Origin of the sequence: Neptunicoccus sediminis, assembly GCF_001719615.1 — a bacterium.
GTDB classification, from domain to species: domain Bacteria; phylum Pseudomonadota; class Alphaproteobacteria; order Rhodobacterales; family Rhodobacteraceae; genus Amylibacter; species Amylibacter sediminis.
This window is the reverse complement of sequence record NZ_MDVX01000017.1, coordinates 44,468-67,044: the sequence shown is the minus strand read 5'-3', so window position 1 is coordinate 67,044 and position 22,577 is coordinate 44,468. Positions and strand designations below refer to the sequence as shown.

Sequence of the window (22,577 nt, the reverse complement as noted above, 5' to 3'; positions counted from 1 at the left end):
AAAGGCAAATAACTGGGCAGAAGAAAACGATGACCGTAGTTTCCGATTACACCGCTTTGCTGCAGATCAATGACACGGCCAGCGCGCGCTGGAATGCTGCTGTGGACCTTGGGACGCCGGTCATCGTGACCTATAGTTTTGCGGAAGGGGCGGAAATCCCTACTGCCAGCGACAGCTCCTATCCGGTGTCCCGAACCTTTGCCTTTACCGACCAGCAGCGCCAGAATTTTCGGGATGCCGCTGATGTCTACGAAGGCGCCGCCGGCGTGGTTTTCGTAGAGGTCGACAGCGGCGGTATGATAGACATCTCCAACGCGGACGGGTCCTCCTACGGCGGATGGGCCAGTTACCCCAGCACCTCTGCGGGATACACGAGCACCGGTATTTTTGTCATCGACAGCGATGGGGACTACGGCGAAGGCACCTACGGCTTTCAAATCATGCTGCACGAACTGGGCCATGCGATGGGGTTGAAACATTCTCATGATGGCACCCTGACCCTTGATCCGGCACTGGATAACCAGCACCAGACGGTAATGACCTACAATAATGCCTCCCCCTATACCGCGCAGTTGGGGGTTCTCGATCTTGAGGCGCTGGCGCATCTTTACGGTGCGGCGGTGGATCATTCCGCGTGGTCCTTTGATCATGACCCCGACACCAACACCATGACCATCGCCGGCAGCAGCAAGGCAGATGTTTTGTTCGGCGTTGCTGGTTCAAATGTGCTGATCGGCGGGGCGAAGGGCGACCGGCTGATCGGGCGCAATTCCGACGACAGCCTCTATGGCAAACAGGGAAACGACACGCTTTTCGGGGGAAATGGTGCGGACAGTCTGGCGGGCAATGGCGGCAAAGATGCCTTGTTTGGCGGCACGCATAACGACGTTCTGAACGGGGGGCGCGGCGGCGACCTGCTGAATGGCGGGTCTGGTGCCGATGTGCTGGAAGGTGGCCAAGGCGCGGATACACTCTATGGTGAAGCCTATTCGGACAGTTTGTTCGGCGGTCGGGGCCGCGACACCCTGTTCGGGGGGGAGGCTTCGGACACGCTTTACGGAGAGCGCGGAAACGACCGGCTGTACGGGGGCGGCAACTGGGGCGATGTGCTCTACGGGGGAAACGGCAAGGACTGGCTGTATAGTGGAACCGAAACAGGCTCGGGCGGCAGTGGCACATGCGATTTTTATGGCGGAAACGGCAACGACCGCATGTTTGGCGGTGACGGCAATGACTATTTCTACGGTGGTGCCGGTAAGGATACGATGACCGGCGGCATTGGACGTGATGTATTCTACTTTGGCGAGGATTCCGCGCGGGACCGGATCAAGGACTTTGATCTTGGGAACGACCGGATCAGCCTCACTGAAGTGGCCTTCAGCTTTGACGATCTGAAATTTGTCAGCAAGGCGGGTGGGGCCTCTACCTTGATAAAGGTAAAAGGGGGCGATGCGTCACTCTTCGTCAAGGATGTTGCCGCAGATGCACTGGATGTCTGGGATTTTGTCGTCTGATTCTGTCGCATCAGGATCAGAGCAGTTTTCCCACAACCACCAGCGCCAGCCCCATTCCCGCAATGCTGACTGATGCCAGATTGATCGGGATCAAACGGTGAAGCTGCGCCGTCATATCCTCACCTTCAAGGCTGGAATTGCGCAGGCCGTTGGCTTTCCAGATGCAGTAGAGCAAACCGCACAGGCCAAGAAGCGTTACAAAAATGCCGGGGTAAACAAGCCAGCCCATACCAGACTCCTAAATGGTTTTGGCGGCGGTATCATATCGGTCGGAATTTGTCCAAAGCGGAATTCCCCTGACCGAATGGTTTTTAAGGTTAAGGCGGGTGAAAGGGTGGCCTGAAAGGCAGGTGGTGTTGTTCAATGGAACACAATAAGCGGGCGCTTGCAGGGATTGGTGCAACGGGGCTTGTCGGGCGCGGGGCAGGGCGTTAGGCAAAGATCCTGAGAATCTAATTAGCGACAGGAGCACCCTATGGAAGATGTTTTGGATGACGCACAGGGGTTTGGCCAGAACTCTGCACCGGGCGAGGGGTCTTACCGTGTGGCCGCTGGCGAATTGCGCGCCTTTGTGGAGCGGTTCGAGCGTTTGGAAGCCGAGAAGAAAGACCTTGCGGAACAGCAAAAAGAGGTGATGGCCGAGGCGAAATCCCGTGGCTATGACACCAAAGCGCTGCGCAAGATCGTCGCGTTGCGCAAGAAGGATCCCGCCGAGATTTCGGAAGAAGAAGCGGTGCTGGAGATCTATAAAGAAGCGCTTGGAATGTAAGGCTTTTTTGCCTTTCGGTGCGATTTGGTAAGGGCGGCTACGGCCGCCTTTTTTGCGTTTTTTTTCTCGCAGTCTGGACAGTTGCGACTGCAAGGCACGGGGCGGATCACCCTGCAAATATGAAGCGTCATACAAGACGCGTCATATATGAAGCGTCATACAAGACGCGTCATATATGAAGCTTCATTTAAGACGCTTCATATATGAAGCTTCATGATGAATGTTTTTTTAAGATTTGGGCTGCTGCGGCTCCTGCGTACAGGGCCGTAGCGCTGGCCAAGGCCACTGACACGGAATTACGGCCAGCCCGCAACAGGCTGGCCGCACCGGATTACAGCGGCGAAACCGCGTCGTTGCCGACCAGATGACAGGCCACCTTATGACCGCCTTTCACATCCCGAAGGGCGGGATCTTCCTTGCGGCAGATGTCAGTGGCCACCGGACAGCGGTTCGCGAACCGGCACCCTGCAGGCAGGTTCACCGGATCCGGCGGATCGCCCGGAATAAGGATGCGCTTGGTGGCTTCGCGCCGCGCTTTATCCACGCTTGGCACCGCAGACAGCAGGGCCGAAGTATAGGGATGCAAGGGATTGTTAAACAGGTCCATCCGGCTGGCATGCTCTACCACACGCCCCATATACATGACCGCGATACTGTCGCACATATGCTGCACCACCCCCAGATCATGGGAGATGAACAGATAGGTCAGGTTCAGATCCGCCTGCAACTTGCGCAGCAGGTTCAGGATTTGCGCCTGCACCGCTACATCCAGCGCGGAAACCGCTTCGTCGCAGATGATCAGGTCCGGTTGGGTGGCCAGCGCGCGGGCAATGCCGATACGCTGGCGCTGACCGCCGGAAAACTGGTGGGGGAACAGGCGCTGCTGCTCCGGGCGTAGGCCCACTTCGGCAAACAGACGGTCCACGATCTTTTTCTTTTCCGTCTCGTCCATCGTGCCCAAACTGTCGAGCGGTTCGCGCACGATTTGTTCAGCCCGCAGGCGAGGATTGAGGCTGGAATAGGGATCCTGAAAGATGAATTGCATCTTGGCCCGCGCCAGACGCGATGCTTCAGGATCGAGCGCCAGGAAATCGGTGCCATCCAAGTTCACCTTGCCCGTATACGCCTCTACCAGACGGGCCACGGCCAGCGCCGTGGTGGTCTTTCCCGAACCGCTTTCGCCCACAATTGCAAGGGTTTCGCCCCGTTTGATCTCAAAGCTGACGTCATCCACAGCATAGAGATAAGAGGCTTGTCCCCAGCCGCCGCCCCGTTTTACCGCAAAGCGCACGCCAAGGTTTTCGACCGATACCAGTGTTTCATTGCTCATGCTCATACCTCCTCTGCGTACCAGCAGGCCGCTTTTTGTCCGTTCGCGAAGGGTTTCTCCGTCGGTCTTTCCTCAAGGCATTTTTGCGTCACCATGTTGCACCGCGAGGCAAACAGGCAGCGGTTCTGACCGAAATCCGACAGGCTCGGCACGATGCCGGGCACTTCTGTCAGGGCGTGACGTTCCTCGGAAATATTGGACATGATATGAGGTACACAGGAAATCAGCCCCCGCGTGTAAGGGTGGCGCGGGTGTTCGATTGTCTGCTCTACCGGACCTTCTTCGGCCTTGCGTCCGGCATACATCACGATCATGCGTTCGGCCATTTCAGCCACCGCGCCCATATCGTGTGTAATCATGATGATAGAGGCCCCGGTCTGGCGTTTCATATCGTTCAACAGGTCGAAAATTTGCGCCTGTACCGTCACATCGAGCGCCGTCGTGGGTTCGTCCGCGATCAGGATTTTCGGCTCGCAGGCCAGTGCGATGGCAATCATCACACGCTGGCGCTGGCCGCCGGACATCTGGAAAGGATAGTCCGAAACCCGCCCTTTGGCGTTCGGAATACGCACCGCATCGAGCAGTTCAATCGCCTGATCCCATGCCGCTTTGCGCGACAGTCCCTGATGGGCGCGGATCACTTCAGCGATTTGTTCGCCTACAGTATACACAGGGTTAAGCGATGTCATCGGCTCCTGAAAGATCATAGAGATGTCATTGCCGCGAATATCGCGTAACCGTTTGGCCGTGGCCGTGGTCAGCTCCTCTCCGTTAAAATTGATAGAACCGGATGCAATCCGTCCCACTTTTTCCGGCAGCAGCCCCATGATGCCAAGTGCCGTCATGGATTTGCCGCAGCCGCTTTCCCCGACAAAGCTGATGCTTTCACCAGCGCCAAGTTCAAACGAGAGGTTGTCGATCACAGGGGCAACGCCCGTGCGGGTGGTCAGTTCAATGCGAAGGTTTTCGACTTTGAGTAGCGGTTCCATTAACGCTGCCTTAATTTTGGGTTCAGCGCATCGTTCAATCCGTCACCCACCAGCGAGATGCACAGCACGGTGACGAAAATAGCGAGGCCGGGAATTGTAACAGTGAAAGAGGCGTCCAGAATATACTGCCGGTTGGAGCCGATGACCTGCCCCCAGGACACCACATTCGGATCGGTCAACCCCAGAAAGGACAGGCCTGCCTCAAACAGGATCGCAGAACCCACCATCAGGGCGGCCTGTACGATGATCGGGGGCAGGGCGTTTGGCAGTATGACGCGGAACATCAGCTTGCCGTTTTTAGCGCCCGATGCGCGGGAAGCCGTGACATATTCCAGCTCGCGGATGCGCAGGAATTCGGATCGGGTGATCCGTGCAACGGCGGTCCAGCTAACGATGCCAATGGCAAAGGTAATCATCGGCAAGGAGGCGCCAAACAGCGCAACAATAACCATCGAGAACAGCAATGTCGGCAAAACCTGAAAAAATTCGGTGATCCGCATTAACAGTTCTTCAACCCATCCGCGGTAAAACCCTGCCAGCGCCCCGACGGTGACACCGATCAACACCGAAACAACCGCCGCGGCCAGACCGATAACAATAGACACCCGCGCACCGTGGATCAGCGCGGCCAGCAAATCGCGGCCCAGATAATCGGTGCCCAGCAGGAATCCGTCCGCTCCGGGGGGTGAAAACGGGGACCAGACCATATCGAAAGGATCAACAGGATACAGATAGGGGCCGATAATAGCGGCCAGAATGATCAGCAACAGAACAACCAGCGCGACCATCGCGGCGTGATTGCGCCGGAACATTTCCCATGCTTCTGCAAATGGGTGGCGGGCCTCTGGAATTTCTTCCGTTGGAATAAGGGGAGAGTCGGTCATCGTTTGCCTCCTACACGGGGGTCTACAAGGCGCAGGGCCAGATCGGTGAGCAGATTGCCTACGATCACCACAAGGGCCGAGAAGAACAGGATACCAAGAATGGTTGGCGTGTCCCGCGCGATAATGGATTGAAAAGCGAGCGTGCCAAGACCGGGCCAGGAAAACACGGCCTCTACCAGCACAGCGCCCGAGATAACGGCAGAGAACTGCAAACCGGCCAGCGTAATCACCGGCGAGAGAGAGTTTTTCAGCGCGTGTTTATAGACCACTTCCCGCTCTGTCAGGCCCTTGGCCTTGGCGGTGCGCACGTAATCCGACCCCAGAACCTCCATCATGGTGGCACGGGCAAGCCGCGAATAAAGCGCCAGAAACAGAGAGCCAAGCGTAATCACCGGCAGGACAAGATGTCTCGCCACATCAAGGGCATGGGTAAAGAACCCGCCCACGATGGTCACATCACGCATACCGGCGACTGGGAACCACTGTATTTTAAGGGAGAAAGCAATCAGCAGCAGGATACCGGTCCAGAACACCGGCGCGGAATAGCCAAACAGCGCCAGCATGGTCACGAAATGGCTGGCAATCCCGTTGGGGCGCCGCGCCGAAATTACGCCCAGCACAACGCCGATACCAAGTGCGAGGATTTGCGCGGTAAATACCAACAACAGGGTTGCGGGCAGGCGTTCGAGGATCAGGTCGGTGACGGGGGCATTGTAAAAGAACGAATAGCCCAGATTGAATTGCAGCACATTGCCCACATAGCGGCCCAATTGGACCAGAAAGGGTTGATCCAGACCGTAATCGGCGCGGATTTGTGCCAGCACCTCTTCATCGGCGCCGCCCATCGACTGGCTGATCGTGTCAGCCACATCGCCGGGGGCAAGGTGCATCATTGAAAAGTTGAGAACCAGCACCGCTGCAAGCAGGATCACAGCGTAGAGCGTGCGGATAAGGAATTTCTGGAGGAATGCCACGAGCGTTCTTCTTCTGAATAGAGTGGGAGAAGCGGCAGCCCCTATGGTCCGCCGCATCGAAAGACGGGTTTACGCGTCAGAACATGGGAATCGGGGTGGTTATGCGCCGCGGATCAAGCGGCGGTCCAAACAGTCCGGCGCCGAAGCCCGCGTTGCTGGCCGTCACAGGGACAATTGCGCTGCCCGTTTCCGGTTGTCCCGCAGATGCGCTGCTGGCCATCATTGTCGCCACTGCTGTCGCCGACATCAAACCTTTGAGTGAAAATCTCACAGGGAAATACCTCCGGTTGGTTGATTCTTTTTTGTTATGTTCAAAGCCTAGCCCAGCCCGATTCACGTCAAAACCATTATATTACAGGGTCCTTCCGCTATTTTCCTGAGGAATTGGTTTTGTGCAAGTGTTTACAATAACTTAACAAAGGTGCCTAAATGCTGTGCAGCCAGCGTAAGGCGCTATTTGACCCCTGAATCGCCAAAAAACCGCGTCTTTCCGCAGCGCCGTGCAATGTTCAACTGACCTCTGCTTCCAAATGGCGGCCCTGTTCCAGAAACAGCGGAAGGCTTGCAAGACCACTACACCGAAGGCTCCTGTGTTTCGATTGCCGCCGAATTAGGGGATTGGGAAATCGAAGGTTCGTTCACAGCGAAAACATGCCTAAATTTCTTTTGCATCTGAACCTTTTATGGCAGCGCCGCGTTAGGGGCCTATATCCACTCGAAAGGGAGATTGTGATGACTATGCAAAAACTGAAAAGCACAACAGCCGTGATCCTGAGCTTTGCTCTGGCCACGCCTCATATTGTGACGGCCCAAACAATTGGGGCTACGAATGACGTTTCGGTTGCGGCCAACCTGAAAGTGGCGCAAGCGGATACCGATGCCAACGACGACAATGGCAAGGATAAAAAGAAAAAGCGCAAGAAAAACAAAGACAAAGCTGAGGCTGAAGCCGCTTTGGAAGCCGAGGTCGATCCTGAAACCGGACTGGCGGTAGAAGCCGAAGTCGAGGCAGAGACCGACGCACAGGCCGCTGCGGATGAAGCTGTTAAAAAGAACAAGAAAAAGGCTCGGAAAGCTGCAAAAGCTGCCGAGGCCGAAGCTGAGGCACAAGCGGACTCTGCGGCTGTAACCGCGGAAGAGATCGAAGCCGAGCTGGAAAAAGACTCCAAGAAAAAGAAGAAAAACAAGAATAAAGACGCTGCCAAAGCAGAGGTAGAGGCTGAAACGCAAGCCGAAGGTGAAGCCGAGGTTCAGGCAACCACCGAAGCAGATGGCACTGTGGTCGTTGATGAAGACATGACCAAAAAGGAAAAGCGTAAAGCCAAACGCAAGGAAAAGCGTAAGGAACGTCGTGAAGCCAGAGAAATGGAGGCCGTGCAGGAAGATACAGAAGCCAGCACCGAGGCAGCCAATGCCACGCCCGAAGTAGCGGCGACTCTGGACGGTGAAGCAGACGCTAAGGTTAAAAAGCGTCGTGAGAAAATCACCAAAAAGAACCGTCGTGCCAGCAATCAGGAACGCGCCGAAGCAGCAGCGGTATCCAATGATGACGACGGGTTGAACAACCTTGAGAAATTCCTCATCGGCGCTGCCGGTGTTGGTATCCTTACAGCGGTTCTGAACAATAACGACAAAGTTGTTGAAACCGAAGGCGACCGCGTGGTCGTGGAGCGTGGCGATGGTGACTATTACGTGCTGAAGGACGATAACGCTCTGTTGCGCCAGCCCGGTTCGACCGTTGAAACAGAGACGTTTTCTGACGGTTCGTCCCGCCAGACCATCGTGATGGCTGATGGTACTCAGGTGGTTACTGTACGTGCACCAAACGGTCAGGTGCTGAGCCGGACACAATATCTGCCAAACGGTCAGACAGTGCAATTGTTTGACGATACGACGGCAGAAACGCCCGTGCGCGTGTCCGAACTGCCCCGCGTGGAACAATTCTCTTATGCGTCCAACGGTATGAGCGAGGCCGACCTGCGTGCAGCCCTCTCTGCCAACAGCAGTCAGGAACTGGATCGTACCTTTAGCCTGCAACAGATCCGTCAGATCCGTGCGGTGCGCGAATTGATGCCTGTGATCGAGCTGAGCGCGATTACCTTTAACACAGGCTCCGCCATCATCGAAGCAGATCAGGCCCGTGCGCTGGCTACGGTTGGTACGGCCATTGCCGAACGCATTGCGGAAAACCCGTCCGAAGTCTTCCTGATTGAAGGTCACACGGATGCTGTTGGTTCGGCCACGTCGAACCTTGCCCTGTCAGACCGTCGTGCGGAATCCGTTGCGCTGGCACTGACCGAGTATTTCAACGTACCGGCCCAAAACCTTGTGGTTCAGGGTTATGGCGAAAGCAATCTGCGCATCCCGACTGATGCCGCAGAGGAAGCCAACCGCCGCGCCGCTGTGCGCCGGATTACACCGCTGTTGAAATCCTCAACATCCGGTTAAGCCGCGCTTTGGTAAAACTGATAAGATAAATGATGCCGGTCTGTTAACAGGCCGGCATTTTTCATGGATTAGCGCAAAGCCGCTGCTGACTATCAAATATTCCCGAATGATCCTTTAGGCAATCAAACGCTTCCCTTAAGCCCCGAGACTCGCGATTTTGGGGGCAATTCTGCATTGGAGCCTTTGATGACAAAGACAAGCTATTTTGCCCCCACAGGCGGGCATCCCGACCAGACGCAACTTCTTTCCGATCGTGCGGTGTTCACCGATGCCTATGCGGTGATCCCGAAGGGCACCATGCGTGACATCGTAACCAGCTTTCTGCCGTTTTGGGACAAGACGCGGCTTTGGGTGATCTCGCGCCCTTTAAGCGGTTTTGCCGAGACGTTTTCCCAATACATCATGGAAGTGCAGCCCGGTGGCGGGTCCGACCGCCCGGAAACCGATGCAGGGGCACAGGGTGTTCTGTTTGTGGTGGAAGGCAGCTTCGAGCTGACGTTCAAGGGAGAGACCCACACGTTGGAAGAGGGCGGCTATGCCTATTTGCCTGCCGGAATGGAATGGACCCTGCGCAATACCTCCGATCAGGTCACGCGGTTCCATTGGGTGCGCAAGGCCTATGAAGCGGTTGAAGGATTGGACCTGCCCGATCCGGTTATCGCCAATGAAAAAGACATTGCCCCCAATGTGATGCCCGAAACCGATGGCGTATGGGCCACCACCCGTTTTGTGGACCCGAACGACCTGCGTCACGACATGCACGTCACCATCGTGACCCTGCAACCAGGCGGGGTGATCCCGTTTTGCGAAACCCATGTGATGGAACACGGGCTGTATGTGCTGGAAGGCAAGGCGGTTTACCGGCTCAATCAGGACTGGGTCGAGGTTGAGGCTGGTGACTATATGTGGTTGCGCGCCTTCTGCCCGCAGGCCTGTTATGCTGGCGGGCCGGGGCCGTTCCGGTATCTGCTTTATAAAGATGTGAACCGGCACATGAACCTGAAGCTTTCTAAAAATTAATCTGTGTAGGGCCGGTCTAAACCGGCCCCCATTGCATGTGACACGCGGGAGGCTGCGGCGATAACCGCCTCGGCCAGCGCGGGGATCTGGGTTTGGTCGATCCGGCTGGTCGGGCCGGAGACGGAAATTCCGGCAATGACCTCGCCCAGCGCGTTGCGGATCGGTGCCGCGATACAGCGCATGCCAATGTTGCGTTCCTGATCATCCACCGAATAGCCCCGGCTGCGCACCTGTTCCAGATCAGCCTCCAGTGCCTGTTTTGACCCAAGGGTCTGATCTGTAAACCGCTCCAGCCCCGCGCTTGCAAAACGGTTCAGCCGCGCGGTGTCGAAATAGGCCAGAAGCACCTTGCCGATGCCCGAAGCGTGCAGGGGCGACAGGGTGCCGGGCGGAAAGAAAGCGCGGATCGGGGCGTGGGTTTCCACCTGACCGAGGAACAGCACATGACCGTCCTTTTCCACCCCGAGGTTGGCGGTTTCTCCGGTGGTTTCCATCAGTTCGCGCAGGATCGGACGGCTGGTTTCCACAAGGCTGGTGCGGCGCAAAAAGGCAGAGCCGATCAGAAACGCCCCCGCACCTATGTGCCAGGTCTGGGTGCTCTCGTTGGTTTCAACGATCTGGTGTTGCGCAAGTGTAGTTAACACGCGGTAAAGCGTTGCCGGAGATTCCCCGAGCCGCTGGGAAAGTGCGCTTAGCGAAACACCGTCATTGCTTGCCACCGTCCCCAGTACAACCATCGCGCGGTCCAGCGACTTGATGGTGTTCTGCTCGGTTTTTGGGTGAAAGGCGCGGGGGCGGCCCCTTGGTTTACGCTCTGCCGGATTGTCATTGTCTTGGAAAGCCATCAAATCTTCCTCGTGCAAACTGAAATATGGTTTCATCTTATGAAAAATATAAGCGCCTGACAAACAATAGTTATTTCAACTTTTGCATTTTTGAAAAAAGGTTTCAAAAAAATTGTTAACCGTGGCGGGACGGGGTAGTTTAGTCGAAACAGTCTGATGGAGGACATTATGAGTTTTCAGAATCCCGTCTTTATTCCCGGCCCGACCAACATGCCCGAGGCGATCCGTCAGGCATGCTATATGCCCACAATCGACCACCGCTCCCCCTTGTTCGGTGACATTCTGCACCCCTGTCTGGATGGCGTGCGGCGGGTTTTGAAATCCGACACTGCCCGTGTCTTTATCTTTCCGTCCACGGGGACAGGCGGCTGGGAAACCGCCCTGTCTAACTGTCTGAGCGCGGGCGACAAGGTTCTGGCAGCCCGCAACGGCATGTTCTCCCACCGCTGGATTGATATGTGCCAGCGTCACGGTCTGGACGTGACGGTTGTGGAAACCCCTTGGGGGGAAGGACTGCCTGCGGACAGATACGAAGAAATCCTGCGTGCGGATACGTCCCACAGCATCAAGGTTGTACTGGCGACCCACAATGAAACCGCGACAGGGGTGAAATCCGACATCGCTGCGGTGCGGCGTGCCTTGGATGCAGCGGGCCATCCGGCGATGCTGTTTGTGGACGGGGTCAGTTCCATCGGGTCGATGGATTTCCGCATGGACGAATGGGGCGTGGATGTTGCCGTGACCGGATCGCAAAAAGGTTTTATGCTGCCTGCCGGTCTGGCCATTGTCGGCGTTAGTGAAAAGGCTTTTGCGGCCACGAAAACCGCAACCCTGCCGCGCACGTTTTTTGATTTGGGGGATATGCAGAAGGGCTATGACAACAACGCCTTTCCCTACACGCCGCCTGTGGGTCTTATGAACGGTTTGAAGCTGTCGCTTGAAATGCTGGAGGCTGAAGGGTTGGACAAGGTTTTTGCCCGCCATACAAGAATTGCGACAGGTGTGCGCAAGGCGGTGGCGGCTTGGGGGCTCGACCTTTGCGCGGCGTCGCCCGAGGTTTATTCCGACAGTGTTTCCGCCATTCGCACCCCTGAGGGGTTCAATGCGACAGAGATCGTGAACCTCGCCGCGCGGGACTATGGCATGGCCTTTGGTGTCGGTCTGGGCGAAGTTGCGGGCAAGGTATTCCGCATCGGTCATCTGGGAATGCTGACCGATGCGATGATGTTGTCTGGTCTGGGCGTTGCCGAAATGGTGATGGTCGATCTGGGGCTGGACATTACGCTCGGCTCCGGTGTGGCAGCAGCGCAGGAATATTACCGTCACGGGGGGCAGGCCGCCCGTCAGGCGGCAGCGTGAACAAGGAATTGCGACGGATGATCATACCGGATTTTAACGATGTTCTGGCCGCCCATGAGCGGATGAAACCCTATATCCACCGCACGCCGGTTCTGACCTCTGCTTATGTGAACGCTCTTGCAGGGTGCGAGATTTTCTTCAAATGCGAGAACTTTCAGAAGGCCGGTGCCTTCAAGGTGCGCGGCGCATCGAACGCGGTCTTCGGTCTGTCCGATGCCGAGGCGAAGAACGGTGTGTGCACCCATAGTTCGGGCAACCACGCGCTGTCCTTGTCCTATGCGGCGGGGCGGCGGGGGATACCCTGCAACGTGGTGATGCCGCGCACGGCACCGCAGGCCAAGAAAGACGCTGTGCGGGGCTATGGCGGGCTGATCACCGAATGCGAGCCTTCGACATCATCGCGAGAGGAGGTTTTCGCCCAGGTACAGGACCGGACGGGCGGCAATTTCGTCCATCCCTACAACGATCCCCGCGTGATTGCAGGGCAGGGCACCTGTTCGCGCGAATTGCTGGAGCAGATGGAGGATTTCGGCGGTGGTCTGGATATGGTTGTCGCCCCGATTGGTGGCGGCGGGATGATTTCGGGCACTTGCCTGACCCTGTCCCATCTGGCCCCCGACGTGCAGGTCATTGCGGCAGAGCCGGAGCAGGCGGATGACGCCTATCGCAGTTTCAAGGCAGGCCATATCATCGCAGATGATGCGCCGGAAACGGTGGCAGACGGGCTAAAAGTGCCGCTGAAGGATTTGACGTGGCATTTTGTGAAAAACCATGTCTCTGACATCCTGACCGCCAGCGACCCCGAGATCGTCGATGCGATGAAGCTGATCTGGCAGCGCATGAAAATCGTGATGGAACCCAGCAGCGCCGTGCCGCTGGCTACCATTCTAAAGAATAAGGACATCTTCGCAGGCAAACGCGTAGGCGTCATCATTACCGGCGGCAACGTCGATCTGGCAAAGCTGCCGTGGCTGTAAAAGGAAGCAAACCGATGAAAGATATTAACTTTGAGCAACTGGAAGTCGGCTTTGACGTGCCCGCAGTGCCCGGCATGGATGCGGCCGATATTCAGACCCCCTGTCTGGTGCTGGATCTGGATGCGCTGGAACGCAACATCAAGAAGATGGGCGATTACGCCAAGGCCCACGGCATGCGGCACCGCGCCCACGGCAAGATGCACAAATCCGTGGACGTGCTGAAGTTGCAACAGGACCTCGGCGCAGCGGTTGGCGTGTGCTGTCAGAAAGTTTCGGAGGCAGAGGTGTTCGCCCGTGGCGGGATCAAGGATGTGATGGTTTCCAATCAGGTGACAGACCCGGCCAAGATCGACCGGCTGGCAAAGATGCCCAAGCTTGGCTGCCGCGTGCTGGTTTGCGTGGATGATCCGGACAACGTCAAGGCGCTGTCCGAAGCGGCCGTGAAACACGGCACGCAGATAGAGGCGCTGGTAGAGATCGACTGCGGTGCGGGGCGTTGCGGCGTCAGTACAACACAGGATGTGGTGAATATCGCCAAGCTGATCGACAGCGCCGAAGGGCTGAAATTCGCCGGTATTCAGGCCTATCAGGGTGCGATGCAGCACATGGACCTTTATGCAGATCGCAAGGAAAAGCTGGATGTGGCCATTGCGCAGGTGGCTGATGCGGTGCAGGGGCTGAAAAGCAACGGGCTGGAATGTGACATTGTTGGTGGCGGTGGCACGGGGTCTTATTATTTTGAGAGCGGCTCTGGAGTCTATAACGAACTGCAATGCGGATCATACGCGTTCATGGATGCGGATTATGGCCGGATTCTGGATAAGGACGGAAAGCGGATTGATCAGGGCGAATGGGAAAATGCGCTGTTTATCCTGACCACTGTGATGAGCCACGCAAAGGCGGATAAGGCCATCGTGGATGCGGGGCTAAAAGCGCAATCGGTGGATTCCGGTCTGCCCTTTGTCTATGGCCGCGATGATGTGGAATACCTGAAATGTTCCGATGAACACGGTGTTGTTGCGGACCCGAACGGCGCATTAAAGGTCAATGACAAGCTGCGTCTTGTGCCCGGTCACTGCGATCCGACCTGCAACGTGCATGACTGGTACGTGGGCGTGCGCGGCGACAAGGTGGAAACCGTCTGGCCGGTTTCAGCCCGCGGCAAAGCCTACTAAGCCGTTTAAGCATACCAAAACACGGGGCCGGTTCGCTGGCCCCGATGTGTTCCAATTCAAAGGTTTTCCCCATGTTGATCGTACCCGAAAAAGAAATTGCCGCCCTGATGACCCGCGATGCAGCGTTTGAGGCCGTCAAAGGCGTGTTTGCCTCCATGTCTGCCCGCACTGCCTCTAATTTTCCGGTGATCCGCGAGGCGATTGGCCATGCAGATGCGCTTTACGGGTTCAAATCCGGTTTTGATAAGGCGGCGCTTAATCTGGGTCTGAAATCTGGCGGCTACTGGCCGGGGAATGCTGAAAAGGGCCTCACCAATCACCAGTCCACCATATTCCTGTTTGATGCGGACACGGGCCAGTGCCGCGCTGTGGTGGGGGGCAATTTGCTGACAGCCCTGCGCACGGCAGCGGCAGCGGCGGTGTCGGTGGACTGTCTTGCACGGCAAGAGTCCGAGGTGCTGGGGATTGTGGGTGCGGGGCATCAGGCAGCCTTTCAGTTGCGCGCGGTGGCAGAGCAGCGGGATTTCAAAAGGGTGGTTGCCTGGAACCGCTCCCCCGAAAAGCTCGACAGTTTGCGCAAGGTCGCAGAAGAACTGGGACTTGGTTTTGAATCGGTAAGCCTTGAGGATCTTGGCGCACAGAGCGATGTGATCGTGACGATCACCTCCAGCTTTGATGCGATCCTAAAGGACGGTCAAATCCGCGCTGGCACCCATCTGGCCTGTATGGGCACGGACACCAAGGGCAAGCAGGAAATCGCTGCGGAACTGGCTGGGAAGGCCCGTCTGTTCACCGATGAAATCGCCCAATCCGTAAGCATAGGCGAGTTCCAGCATCCGGTGGCTGCGGGGCTGATCCAGCAGGCGGATATAACCGAATTGGGCGCGGTTATTAACGGGACATCAGTGGGGCGCAGCTCTGACGAAGAGATCACGATTTTTGATGGTACGGGGGTCGGCCTGCAAGACCTCGCCGTGGCGTCTGCGGTGGTGGATCTGGCGGTAGAACAAGGCATCGCGCAGGTCGTGGATTTTTGATGCAGGCCCCTGACAAGCTTGATAGGCTGTGCGGACAGAGCTGAGGCTGCCCTTGGGGAAACAGGATCGGCGCTGTCCGGGACATATGTTCTAACCCTAAGAAATGCCGCGTTTTTTTCGCGTGCCCAGCCATAAGAAAAGTGAAGATGAAAAAGGTCCGTGTCGCAATTCATGGGTTCGGGAGGATCGGCCGCTCGATCCTGCGTGCCCTGTCCACCAGCCGTCAGGACAGCCCGCTTGAGGTGGTTCTGGTCAACGATCTCGCCCCGCTGGAAACCTGTGCCTATCTGTTTGAATACGACAGCGTTTTTGGCCCGTTTCGCGGGCAGGTGGAAACCCGCAACGGGGCGCTGCTGGTGAATGGTACGGAAATTCCGTTTCACCAGATTGACCCTGCCGCACCGCTGCCGGATTTGACGGGCGTGGATATTCTGCTGGAATGTTCGGGCCGTGCCACCAGTCGCGCTGTTGCCGAGGCGGGGCTGCAGGCCGGTGCTGGCGCTGTGTTGATTTCCGGCCCCTCTGACGCCGCCGATGTGACACTGGTGCGCGGCGCGAATGATGCGGTTTACACCGGCCAGAAAATTGTCTCCAACGCCTCGTGCACCACCAACGCACTGGCGCCGCTGCTGCGCTTGCTGGAGGACCGTTTCGGCGTGTCGGGCGGCCATATGAACACAATCCATTGCTACACCAGCAGCCAGCCCACAATTGACACCGCAGGTAAGGATCTCGCCCGCAGCCGTGCGGCGGCGCTGTCTATGGTGCCAACAACCTCTAGCGCGACAAAACTGATTGACCGTGTGGTTCCCGATCTGGCCGGACGCATCACCGGCAGCGCCGTGCGCGTTCCGGTGGCCAGTGTCTCGGCGGTGGATCTGGTTGTGAAGCTGAAGCGACAGGGCGCGGATTTCAAAGACGCGCTGAAAGCGGCAGTCGATGCCTCTCCGGTGCTTGGCTGGACGGACAAGCCGCTGGTCTCGACCGATCTGCGCAGCCGGCCGGAGTCCCTTGTGCTGGCAGAACCGGAATTGATTACAGGCCCCGAGTTTACCCGCATTTTCGGCTGGTATGACAATGAATGGGGCTTTTCCAACAGAATGATCGACGTGGCCCAGAGAATGGGCGCGGCGCAACAATAACCCAGAGGAGACAACACATGGTTGACGAGACCAAAAAGGCCGTGGAACGGCAGGCGGCGCTGGATTACCACGAGTTCCCCAAACCCGGAAAACTGGAAATCCGCGCGACCAAGCCGATGGCAACGGGTCGGGATCTCAGCCGTGCCTATTCCCCCGGCGTAGCGGACGCCTGTCTTGAGATTGAAAAGAATCCGGCAGATGCCGTGCGTTATACCGCCAAGGGCAATCTGGTTGCGGTGATTTCTAACGGGACAGCAGTTCTGGGGCTGGGCGACATCGGGGCGCAAGCCTCCAAGCCGGTGATGGAGGGCAAGGCCGTCCTGTTCAAGAAATTCGCCGGTGTGGATTGCTTTGACATAGAGGTAAACGAGACCGACCCCGAAAAGCTGGCCGATCTGGTGTGCAAGCTGGAACCGACTTTTGGTGCAATCAACCTTGAAGACATCAAAGCGCCGGATTGTTTTGTGGTGGAACGGATCTGCCGCGAACGGATGGGCATTCCGGTGTTTCACGACGACCAGCACGGCACCGCCATCGTTGCCGCCGCTGCTGCCACCAACGCGCTGCGGGTGGCGGGCAAGAAATTTGAGGACATCAAAATCGTTGCGCTGGGCGCAGGCGCAGCGGGGATTGCCTGCTTGAAGATGATGATGGTGATGGGGGCGAAGAAAGAAAACATCACCATGCTCGACAGCAAGGGGGTGGTGCACACGTCACGCAACAACCTGACGGAAGAGAAACAGGAATTTGCCCGCGATACCGACATGCGCACCACGATGGATGCAATGGACGGGGCGGACCTGTTCCTCGGCGTTTCCGGTCCGGGGTTGCTGACACCGGAGATGGTGAAAAAAATGGCGGATCATCCGATCATTTTTGCACTGGCCAATCCGACACCGGAAATCATGCCCGAAGTCGCCCGCGAAGCCTCGCCCGATGCGTTGATTGCTACAGGGCGTTCGGATTATCCCAATCAGGTTAACAATGTTCTGTGCTTTCCGTTCATTTTCCGCGGCGCACTGGATGTGGGGGCAACCCAGATCAACGATGCGATGAAAGTGGCCTGTGTAGAAGCAATTGCAGGTCTGGCACGGGAAACCGCCAGTGCGGAGCTTGGCGCGGCCTATCAGGGAGAGCGCCTGTCTTTCGGGCCGGAGTATCTGATCCCCAAACCCTTTGATCCGCGCCTGTTGCCCACCATTGCCGTGGCCGTCGCAAAGGCAGCGATGGACAGCGGGGTGGCCACGCGGAGCGTGGACCTCAGGGATTACCGCGCAAGGTTGCAGTCGCAGGTTTACCGGTCTTCCATGATCATGCGCCCCGTGTTCGAGGCCGCCCGCCTTGAAAAGCGCCGTATCGTTTTTGCAGAAGGCGAAGAACCCCGCGTGCTGCGGGCGGTTCAGGCCATGTCCGAAGAAATGCACGTCAATGCCGTGATTGTCGGTCGCCCCGAAGTGGTAGAACGGCGGATCGAACGGGAAGGGCTGTCTATCACGCCGGGCAAGGATTTTGAGGTGGTGAACCCCGAAAACGACAGCCGCTATCGCGATTACTGGGGCAGCTATCACAAGCTGATGGCCCGCAGGGGCGCGACGCCGGATCTGGCCAAAGCGATCATGCGCACCAACAGCACCGCAATCGCCGCCACAATGGTCCATCGCGGAGAGGCCGACAGCATGATCTGTGGTGTCTTCGGGCAGTATCACTGGCACCTGAACTACATTCGCCAGATCCTCGAAACACCGGACCTGCATCCGGCGGGGGCGCTGTCGCTGGTTATTCTGGAAAAGGGGCCGCTGTTTGTGGCTGACACCCATGTGCATATCGAACCTACAGCACAGCAACTGGCCGGAACGATGATTGCTGCCGCCCGCCATGTGCGCCGCTTCGGGGTGACGCCGAAGGTGGCGCTGTGTTCCAGTTCGCAATTCGGCAATCTGGACAGCACCTCGGGCCGCCTGTCCCGCGATGCGCTGGCGATCCTTGATGCCGTTGAAACCGACTTTGAATATGAAGGCGAGATGCATACGGATGCGGCGCTCGATCCGGAGTTGCGGGAATACCTGATGCCAAATAACCGCCTGACAGGAAAAGCCAATGTTCTGGTCTATACCAACTCGGACGCATCGGGCGCAGCCCGCAACCTGCTGAAATCCGTGGCGGACGGGCTGGAGGTCGGCCCGATCCTGATGGGCATGGGCAATCGCGCCCATATCGTGACATCCGGCGTGACAGTGCGCGGCCTTCTCAACATCGCGGCTTTGGCCGGAACGCCGGTTTCCAGCTATGGCTAACCGTCATTTTTCCATTTTCTGAAAATATCCCCGCGCGGAGCGCAGGAATTTTGCCTCCGGCGGGGATATTTGACGAAAATGGGAATGGCAGAAAAAAAAGGGCGCCTCAAGCGGGCGCCCTTTTGCTTGGGTGGATCGGGACTACCCGCTCAGCTTGCCAGTGCCGTGACCGGACATGCCGCCGGATACTTCCTCGGTGGACTCGCTTGAAAGTTCCTCGGGCAGCACAAGGTTGAGGACAATCGCAATCACCGCTGCGGGCAGCAGGCCTGATGTCATCAGGATGCGCAGAGTGTCAGGCAGGTATTGTACCGCCTTGGGGTCCAGTTGCAGGCCAAGACCGACAGACAGGGCAATCGCGAAGATCACCATGTTGCGGCGGTTCCAGTTCACATCCGACAGCATCGAAATACCGGCCGCAACCACCATGCCGAACATGACGATCACACCGCCGCCAAGCACCTCGATCGGGATGGTGCGGATCAGCGCGCCGACTTTGGGAACAAAGCCGCAGATGATCAGGAAGATCGCACCGATCGTCACCACATGGCGGCTCATCACGCCGGTCATGGCGATCAGACCCACATTCTGGCTGAAGGATGTGTTTGGAAAGCCGCCAAAGATACCGGCCACCGCAGAGCCGATCCCGTCCGCATAGGTTGCGCCGGTGATTTCCGCGTCTGTTGCTTCGCGACCTGCGCCGCCACGGGTAATTCCGGACACATCGCCCACGGTTTCCACTGCCGAAACAAAGGCCATCAGGCAGAAACCCACGATTGCTGCAACGCCGAATTCCAGCCCGTATTTGAACGGAACAGGCATGGCAACGGGGGCTGCGCGGGACCAACTGGTTGCGATACCCTCCAGTGTCACCATGCCAAGCATCATAGCATAGAAGTATCCCACAATAATGCCGATCACCACGGCAGAGACAGCCATCATGCCACGGGCAAAAAACTTAAGCCCGAGGGTTACAAGGATCACCATGAGGGCAACAGACCAGTTCAGCAAGCTGCCGTATTCCGGTTTGTTGATCGCAGGCACACCGCCTGCAGCATATTGGATGCCCACTTTAACCAGCGCGAGACCGATCATGGTGACGATCAAGCCGGTGACGAGCGGGGGCAGCGCAAAGCGGATTTTGCCGATGAACGTGCCGATGATCGCATGAAACAGGCCGCCGACCAGAACACCGCCAAACAGGGCGGGCATGGCCTCTACGCCTTTTCCGGCAACCAGCGGGATCATGATCGGGATAAAGGCAAAGCTGGTGCCCTGCACGATGGGCAAACGCGCCCCGACCGGCCCCATGCCGATGGTCTGGAACAGGGTTGCGATGCCAGCAAACAGCATGGACATCTGGATCAGATAGGTCATATCCGGAAAGCCCTGCGCCCCGGCGTCAGACCCGAAACCGAAACCGGCAGCCCCTGCGATAATAATCGCAGGTGTCACGTTTGAAACGAACATCGCCAGAACGTGCTGGATGCCAAGTGGTATCGCTTTGATCAGTGGCGGCGTATAATTTGGGTCGCGGAGTTGTTCCGCAGTCCCGAGTGAAGTGTCCGACATTTACTAGTCTCCCTATAAGACGGTTTCCCTGTTGCCCGCTCTTGCTGGCGGTTCGATTAATTGGTTTGCGTGATGTGCCACGGCTGGTCAAACCAGTGTTCCTGAAGGTTCGCACCCTCGCCGATGCGATCCACCACGGCGAACAGGCCGGGATCATGCAGCGGGGTCAGCACGCCGTGCCAGACGTTGCGGTGAAAATTGATGCCCTGTCCGGGCGCGGTGACAAAGGCCAACGGTTCTGCCGGAGCGCCGCCGTCATCTGCGGCCACGACCACCAGAAACGGGTTCTGGTGCATGGGCAGAAAGGCCTGACTGCCGTCGGGGTGGCGCTCCATCATGTTGAGCGTCAGGGGCAGGTCGCGTTTTTGCGCGTTAAACAGGCTGACACCGGCGCGGCCTTTGTTGAAATCCAGCGTGGCGCGGTCATGATACCGCCCGCACAGCCCTTCGTTGATGATCTTGTCTGCGGCGCCATCAATGTCCAGAACCTCTCCGAACGGAGCGAATGCTGCGCGGGTGATGGGGCGGATCTGGATGGTGCGGCGCATAACAGGGCTCTCCCGGGTCTGTTCAGCTTATCGGATTTGAAGAAACTGTTTCACGAATTTCAACCTCGTTCCGGTATAGGACACAAACCGCAAAGGTTTTTTCAAGAAAAAACGAAAGCACTGTAAAATTTTACAGGATTTTTGGGTAATCGACTTAAATGGGGGCAAGAGATGAGGTGGGTTTTAACAATTTTTTAACCACCGTTTTCCCCTTCACAGCAAGGATTCGCGCCGGATGAGTCGCAGTTTCAAGACAGTTCAACCGTGTAAAGTTTCGGTTTCTCCCTTGAAACCAATAGGTTTTTCTGGTGTCACTTGCCGTTCATTGTAAATCAGGTCTTTCAAAATAGTATTTGCCCGTTTTGAAGGCCTGACCCATACCAAGTGAAGGCTAAGTAAAATGGCGAACATTACCATCCACTCTTCCTCGAACCACTGGAACTACAACGATCTGTACTCTACCAACTTTGGCGACGCCCGCGTCTACAGCCACTCCGCCGGACACATTTCCGGCTCCGCAGGGGGCTTTGACATCTATGTGACCGGAACTTTCTACTATGATAGTTACGGGCTGTCGGGCGGTACATTCAACTCGCTCTCCATGAGCTATGGCGGCAGCCAGCTCGTCTCGGTTTCCGGGTTCTCGTTGAGTGTTTCCGAACTGGCCTACGCCACCCCGTCCCGCATTGAACAAAAGCTTCTGGCCGGAAGCGATACTATCGAGTCTGCGTGGAATCGCGGCGATTCTTTCCATACCTATGGCGGGAATGACCGGATCGAACTGGGTACCGGAAATGATTTTGTTGATGGGGGCACTGGCACCGATACTTTCGTCATTTCGGTGCATTCTTCCAGCGTTTCCGTGTCACCGACAAGCTCCGGCTTCCGCATCGAAAGTGCGTATGGTAACGACAGTCTGAAGAATATCGAGTTCGTTTCCTTCAATGATAAAGACGTGTCCCTTCAAAAAGGCAGTTCGGCAAGCGAGACCCTGAGTGGCGATCGTTCTGCAGCAGCGCTTACAGAATATATCTCTGGTGGCAGCGGGAACGATACCATCGACGGGGGCCGCGGCAAGGATTACCTCTACGGGGATGCCGGATCTGATGTGTTGATCGGCAAACAGGGCGATGATTTCCTCTTTGGCAATGCGGGCGCGGACAAGCTGTTGGGCGGCGCCGGGAGTGACGTTTTGAACGGCGCAAACGGGGCGGATACGCTGATCGGCGGAAATAAAGCGGACAAGCTGTTTGGCGGCCGTGGCAAGGATGTTCTGAACGGCGGTAAGGGCGCGGATCTGCTGATTGGCGGCAATGGCAAGGACACGCTGAAGGGCGGTGCCGGAGACGACCAGATGACCGGCGGCAAAGGCGCGGATACATTCGTGTTCCAGAACAAGTTTGGCGATGATGTGATCACGGACTTCGGGGCGCGCAACAACAAAGAGAAGATTGATCTGAGCAGCGTCACCCAGATCAAGCATTGGAACGACCTTGCGAACAACCACATGGAACAGGCTGCTAACGGCAAAGATGTCGTTATTTCGCAGGGTGGCAATTCCATCACCCTGCTGGATGTGGATTTGGGGGATTTGGGGGCAAACGACTTTTTGTTCTAAACTCCAGACCCTCAAGACGATCACCGCCGGTAGGACAAACGCCTGCCGGCGGGTTTGATCCTGACAGCCTGCCAGCTTTGCC

General features: G+C 57.1%; 20 protein-coding genes. 11 read left to right on the top strand and 9 right to left on the bottom strand.

Annotation, left to right across the window (positions count from 1 at the left end; translation table 11 throughout):
* Window positions 1-29: 29 nt before the first annotated feature.
* Window positions 30-1,514 carry a M10 family metallopeptidase C-terminal domain-containing protein gene (locus BFV97_RS15600; RefSeq protein WP_069301325.1) on the top strand — a complete coding sequence of 495 codons (1,485 nt, stop codon included), beginning with the start codon at window positions 30-32 and terminating at the stop codon, window positions 1,512-1,514.
* A 16-nt stretch (window positions 1,515-1,530) separates the two neighbouring features.
* Here the strand turns inward: BFV97_RS15600 and BFV97_RS15595 are convergent, their stop codons facing one another.
* Complete coding sequence (locus BFV97_RS15595) at window positions 1,531-1,743, bottom strand: hypothetical protein (protein ID WP_069301324.1); 213 nt, start codon at window positions 1,741-1,743, stop codon at window positions 1,531-1,533.
* Window positions 1,744-1,989: 246 nt separating this feature from the next.
* Here BFV97_RS15595 and BFV97_RS15590 point away from each other — a divergent pair, with 246 nt between their 5' ends.
* Window positions 1,990-2,283 carry a DUF2312 domain-containing protein gene (locus BFV97_RS15590; protein ID WP_069301323.1) on the top strand — a complete coding sequence of 98 codons (294 nt, stop codon included), beginning with the start codon at window positions 1,990-1,992 and terminating at the stop codon, window positions 2,281-2,283.
* Window positions 2,284-2,614: 331 nt separating this feature from the next.
* On the opposite strand, the gene BFV97_RS15585 is transcribed toward BFV97_RS15590, so the two are convergent.
* From BFV97_RS15585 to BFV97_RS18800, 5 genes are all read right to left on the bottom strand, one after another.
* Window positions 2,615-3,613: an ABC transporter ATP-binding protein gene (locus tag BFV97_RS15585; RefSeq protein ID WP_108721705.1), complete on the bottom strand. Its 999-nt coding sequence runs from the start codon at window positions 3,611-3,613 to the stop codon at window positions 2,615-2,617.
* A 2-nt stretch (window positions 3,614-3,615) separates the two neighbouring features.
* A complete protein-coding gene (locus BFV97_RS15580; protein WP_069301321.1) occupies window positions 3,616-4,602 on the bottom strand; it encodes an ABC transporter ATP-binding protein in 987 nt (328 codons plus the stop codon).
* Window positions 4,602-5,486 (bottom strand): ABC transporter permease, encoded by an 885-nt coding sequence (locus BFV97_RS15575; protein ID WP_069301320.1) that lies wholly within the window; start codon window positions 5,484-5,486, stop codon window positions 4,602-4,604. Before BFV97_RS15575 ends, BFV97_RS15580 begins: the two co-directional genes overlap by 1 nt.
* Window positions 5,483-6,460, bottom strand: coding sequence for an ABC transporter permease (locus tag BFV97_RS15570; protein ID WP_069301319.1), 978 nt, complete (start codon window positions 6,458-6,460; stop codon window positions 5,483-5,485). The genes BFV97_RS15575 and BFV97_RS15570 overlap by 4 nt, the downstream gene beginning before the upstream one ends.
* Window positions 6,461-6,536: 76 nt before the next feature.
* A complete protein-coding gene (locus BFV97_RS18800) occupies window positions 6,537-6,731 on the bottom strand; it encodes a hypothetical protein (RefSeq protein ID WP_157888347.1) in 195 nt (64 codons plus the stop codon).
* A gap of 461 nt (window positions 6,732-7,192) precedes the next feature.
* Between BFV97_RS18800 and BFV97_RS15565 the strand changes: the two genes are divergently transcribed.
* Entirely contained in the window at window positions 7,193-8,908 is a 1,716-nt protein-coding gene (locus BFV97_RS15565; protein ID WP_069301318.1) for an OmpA family protein, read from the top strand.
* Between the two features lie 186 nt (window positions 8,909-9,094).
* Window positions 9,095-9,928, top strand: a complete 834-nt coding sequence (locus BFV97_RS15560; protein ID WP_069301317.1) for a bifunctional allantoicase/(S)-ureidoglycine aminohydrolase — start codon at window positions 9,095-9,097, stop codon at window positions 9,926-9,928.
* On the opposite strand, the gene bhcR is transcribed toward BFV97_RS15560, so the two are convergent.
* On the bottom strand, window positions 9,925-10,773 hold the full coding sequence (gene bhcR, locus BFV97_RS15555; protein WP_069301353.1) for an HTH-type transcriptional regulator BhcR: 849 nt from the start codon (window positions 10,771-10,773) through the stop codon (window positions 9,925-9,927). The genes BFV97_RS15560 and bhcR overlap by 4 nt on opposite strands.
* A gap of 168 nt (window positions 10,774-10,941) precedes the next feature.
* Between bhcR and bhcA the strand changes: the two genes are divergently transcribed.
* From bhcA to BFV97_RS15525, 6 genes are all read left to right on the top strand, one after another.
* Window positions 10,942-12,132 carry an L-aspartate--glyoxylate aminotransferase BhcA gene (gene bhcA, locus BFV97_RS15550; RefSeq protein ID WP_069301316.1) on the top strand — a complete coding sequence of 397 codons (1,191 nt, stop codon included), beginning with the start codon at window positions 10,942-10,944 and terminating at the stop codon, window positions 12,130-12,132.
* Window positions 12,133-12,149: 17 nt separating this feature from the next.
* On the top strand, window positions 12,150-13,109 hold the full coding sequence (bhcB, locus tag BFV97_RS15545) for a beta-hydroxyaspartate dehydratase BhcB (RefSeq protein ID WP_069301352.1): 960 nt from the start codon (window positions 12,150-12,152) through the stop codon (window positions 13,107-13,109).
* Between the two features lie 14 nt (window positions 13,110-13,123).
* Window positions 13,124-14,284 carry a 3-hydroxy-D-aspartate aldolase BhcC gene (gene bhcC / locus BFV97_RS15540; protein ID WP_069301315.1) on the top strand — a complete coding sequence of 387 codons (1,161 nt, stop codon included), beginning with the start codon at window positions 13,124-13,126 and terminating at the stop codon, window positions 14,282-14,284.
* 71 nt (window positions 14,285-14,355) lie between these two features.
* Window positions 14,356-15,321: an iminosuccinate reductase BhcD gene (gene bhcD, locus BFV97_RS15535; protein WP_069301314.1), complete on the top strand. Its 966-nt coding sequence runs from the start codon at window positions 14,356-14,358 to the stop codon at window positions 15,319-15,321.
* Window positions 15,322-15,467: 146 nt separating this feature from the next.
* Entirely contained in the window at window positions 15,468-16,463 is a 996-nt protein-coding gene (locus tag BFV97_RS15530; RefSeq protein WP_069301313.1) for a type I glyceraldehyde-3-phosphate dehydrogenase, read from the top strand.
* A 17-nt stretch (window positions 16,464-16,480) separates the two neighbouring features.
* Entirely contained in the window at window positions 16,481-18,757 is a 2,277-nt protein-coding gene (locus tag BFV97_RS15525) for an NADP-dependent malic enzyme (RefSeq protein WP_069301312.1), read from the top strand.
* A 141-nt stretch (window positions 18,758-18,898) separates the two neighbouring features.
* On the opposite strand, the gene BFV97_RS15520 is transcribed toward BFV97_RS15525, so the two are convergent.
* Complete coding sequence (locus tag BFV97_RS15520; RefSeq protein ID WP_069301311.1) at window positions 18,899-20,329, bottom strand: nucleobase:cation symporter-2 family protein; 1,431 nt, start codon at window positions 20,327-20,329, stop codon at window positions 18,899-18,901.
* A gap of 56 nt (window positions 20,330-20,385) precedes the next feature.
* On the bottom strand, window positions 20,386-20,877 hold the full coding sequence (locus tag BFV97_RS15515; protein WP_069301310.1) for an ureidoglycolate lyase: 492 nt from the start codon (window positions 20,875-20,877) through the stop codon (window positions 20,386-20,388).
* Window positions 20,878-21,277: 400 nt separating this feature from the next.
* On the opposite strand from BFV97_RS15515, the gene BFV97_RS18655 reads away from it, so the two are divergent.
* Window positions 21,278-22,495, top strand: coding sequence for a calcium-binding protein (locus BFV97_RS18655; RefSeq protein ID WP_069301309.1), 1,218 nt, complete (start codon window positions 21,278-21,280; stop codon window positions 22,493-22,495).
* Window positions 22,496-22,577: the final 82 nt, after the last annotated feature.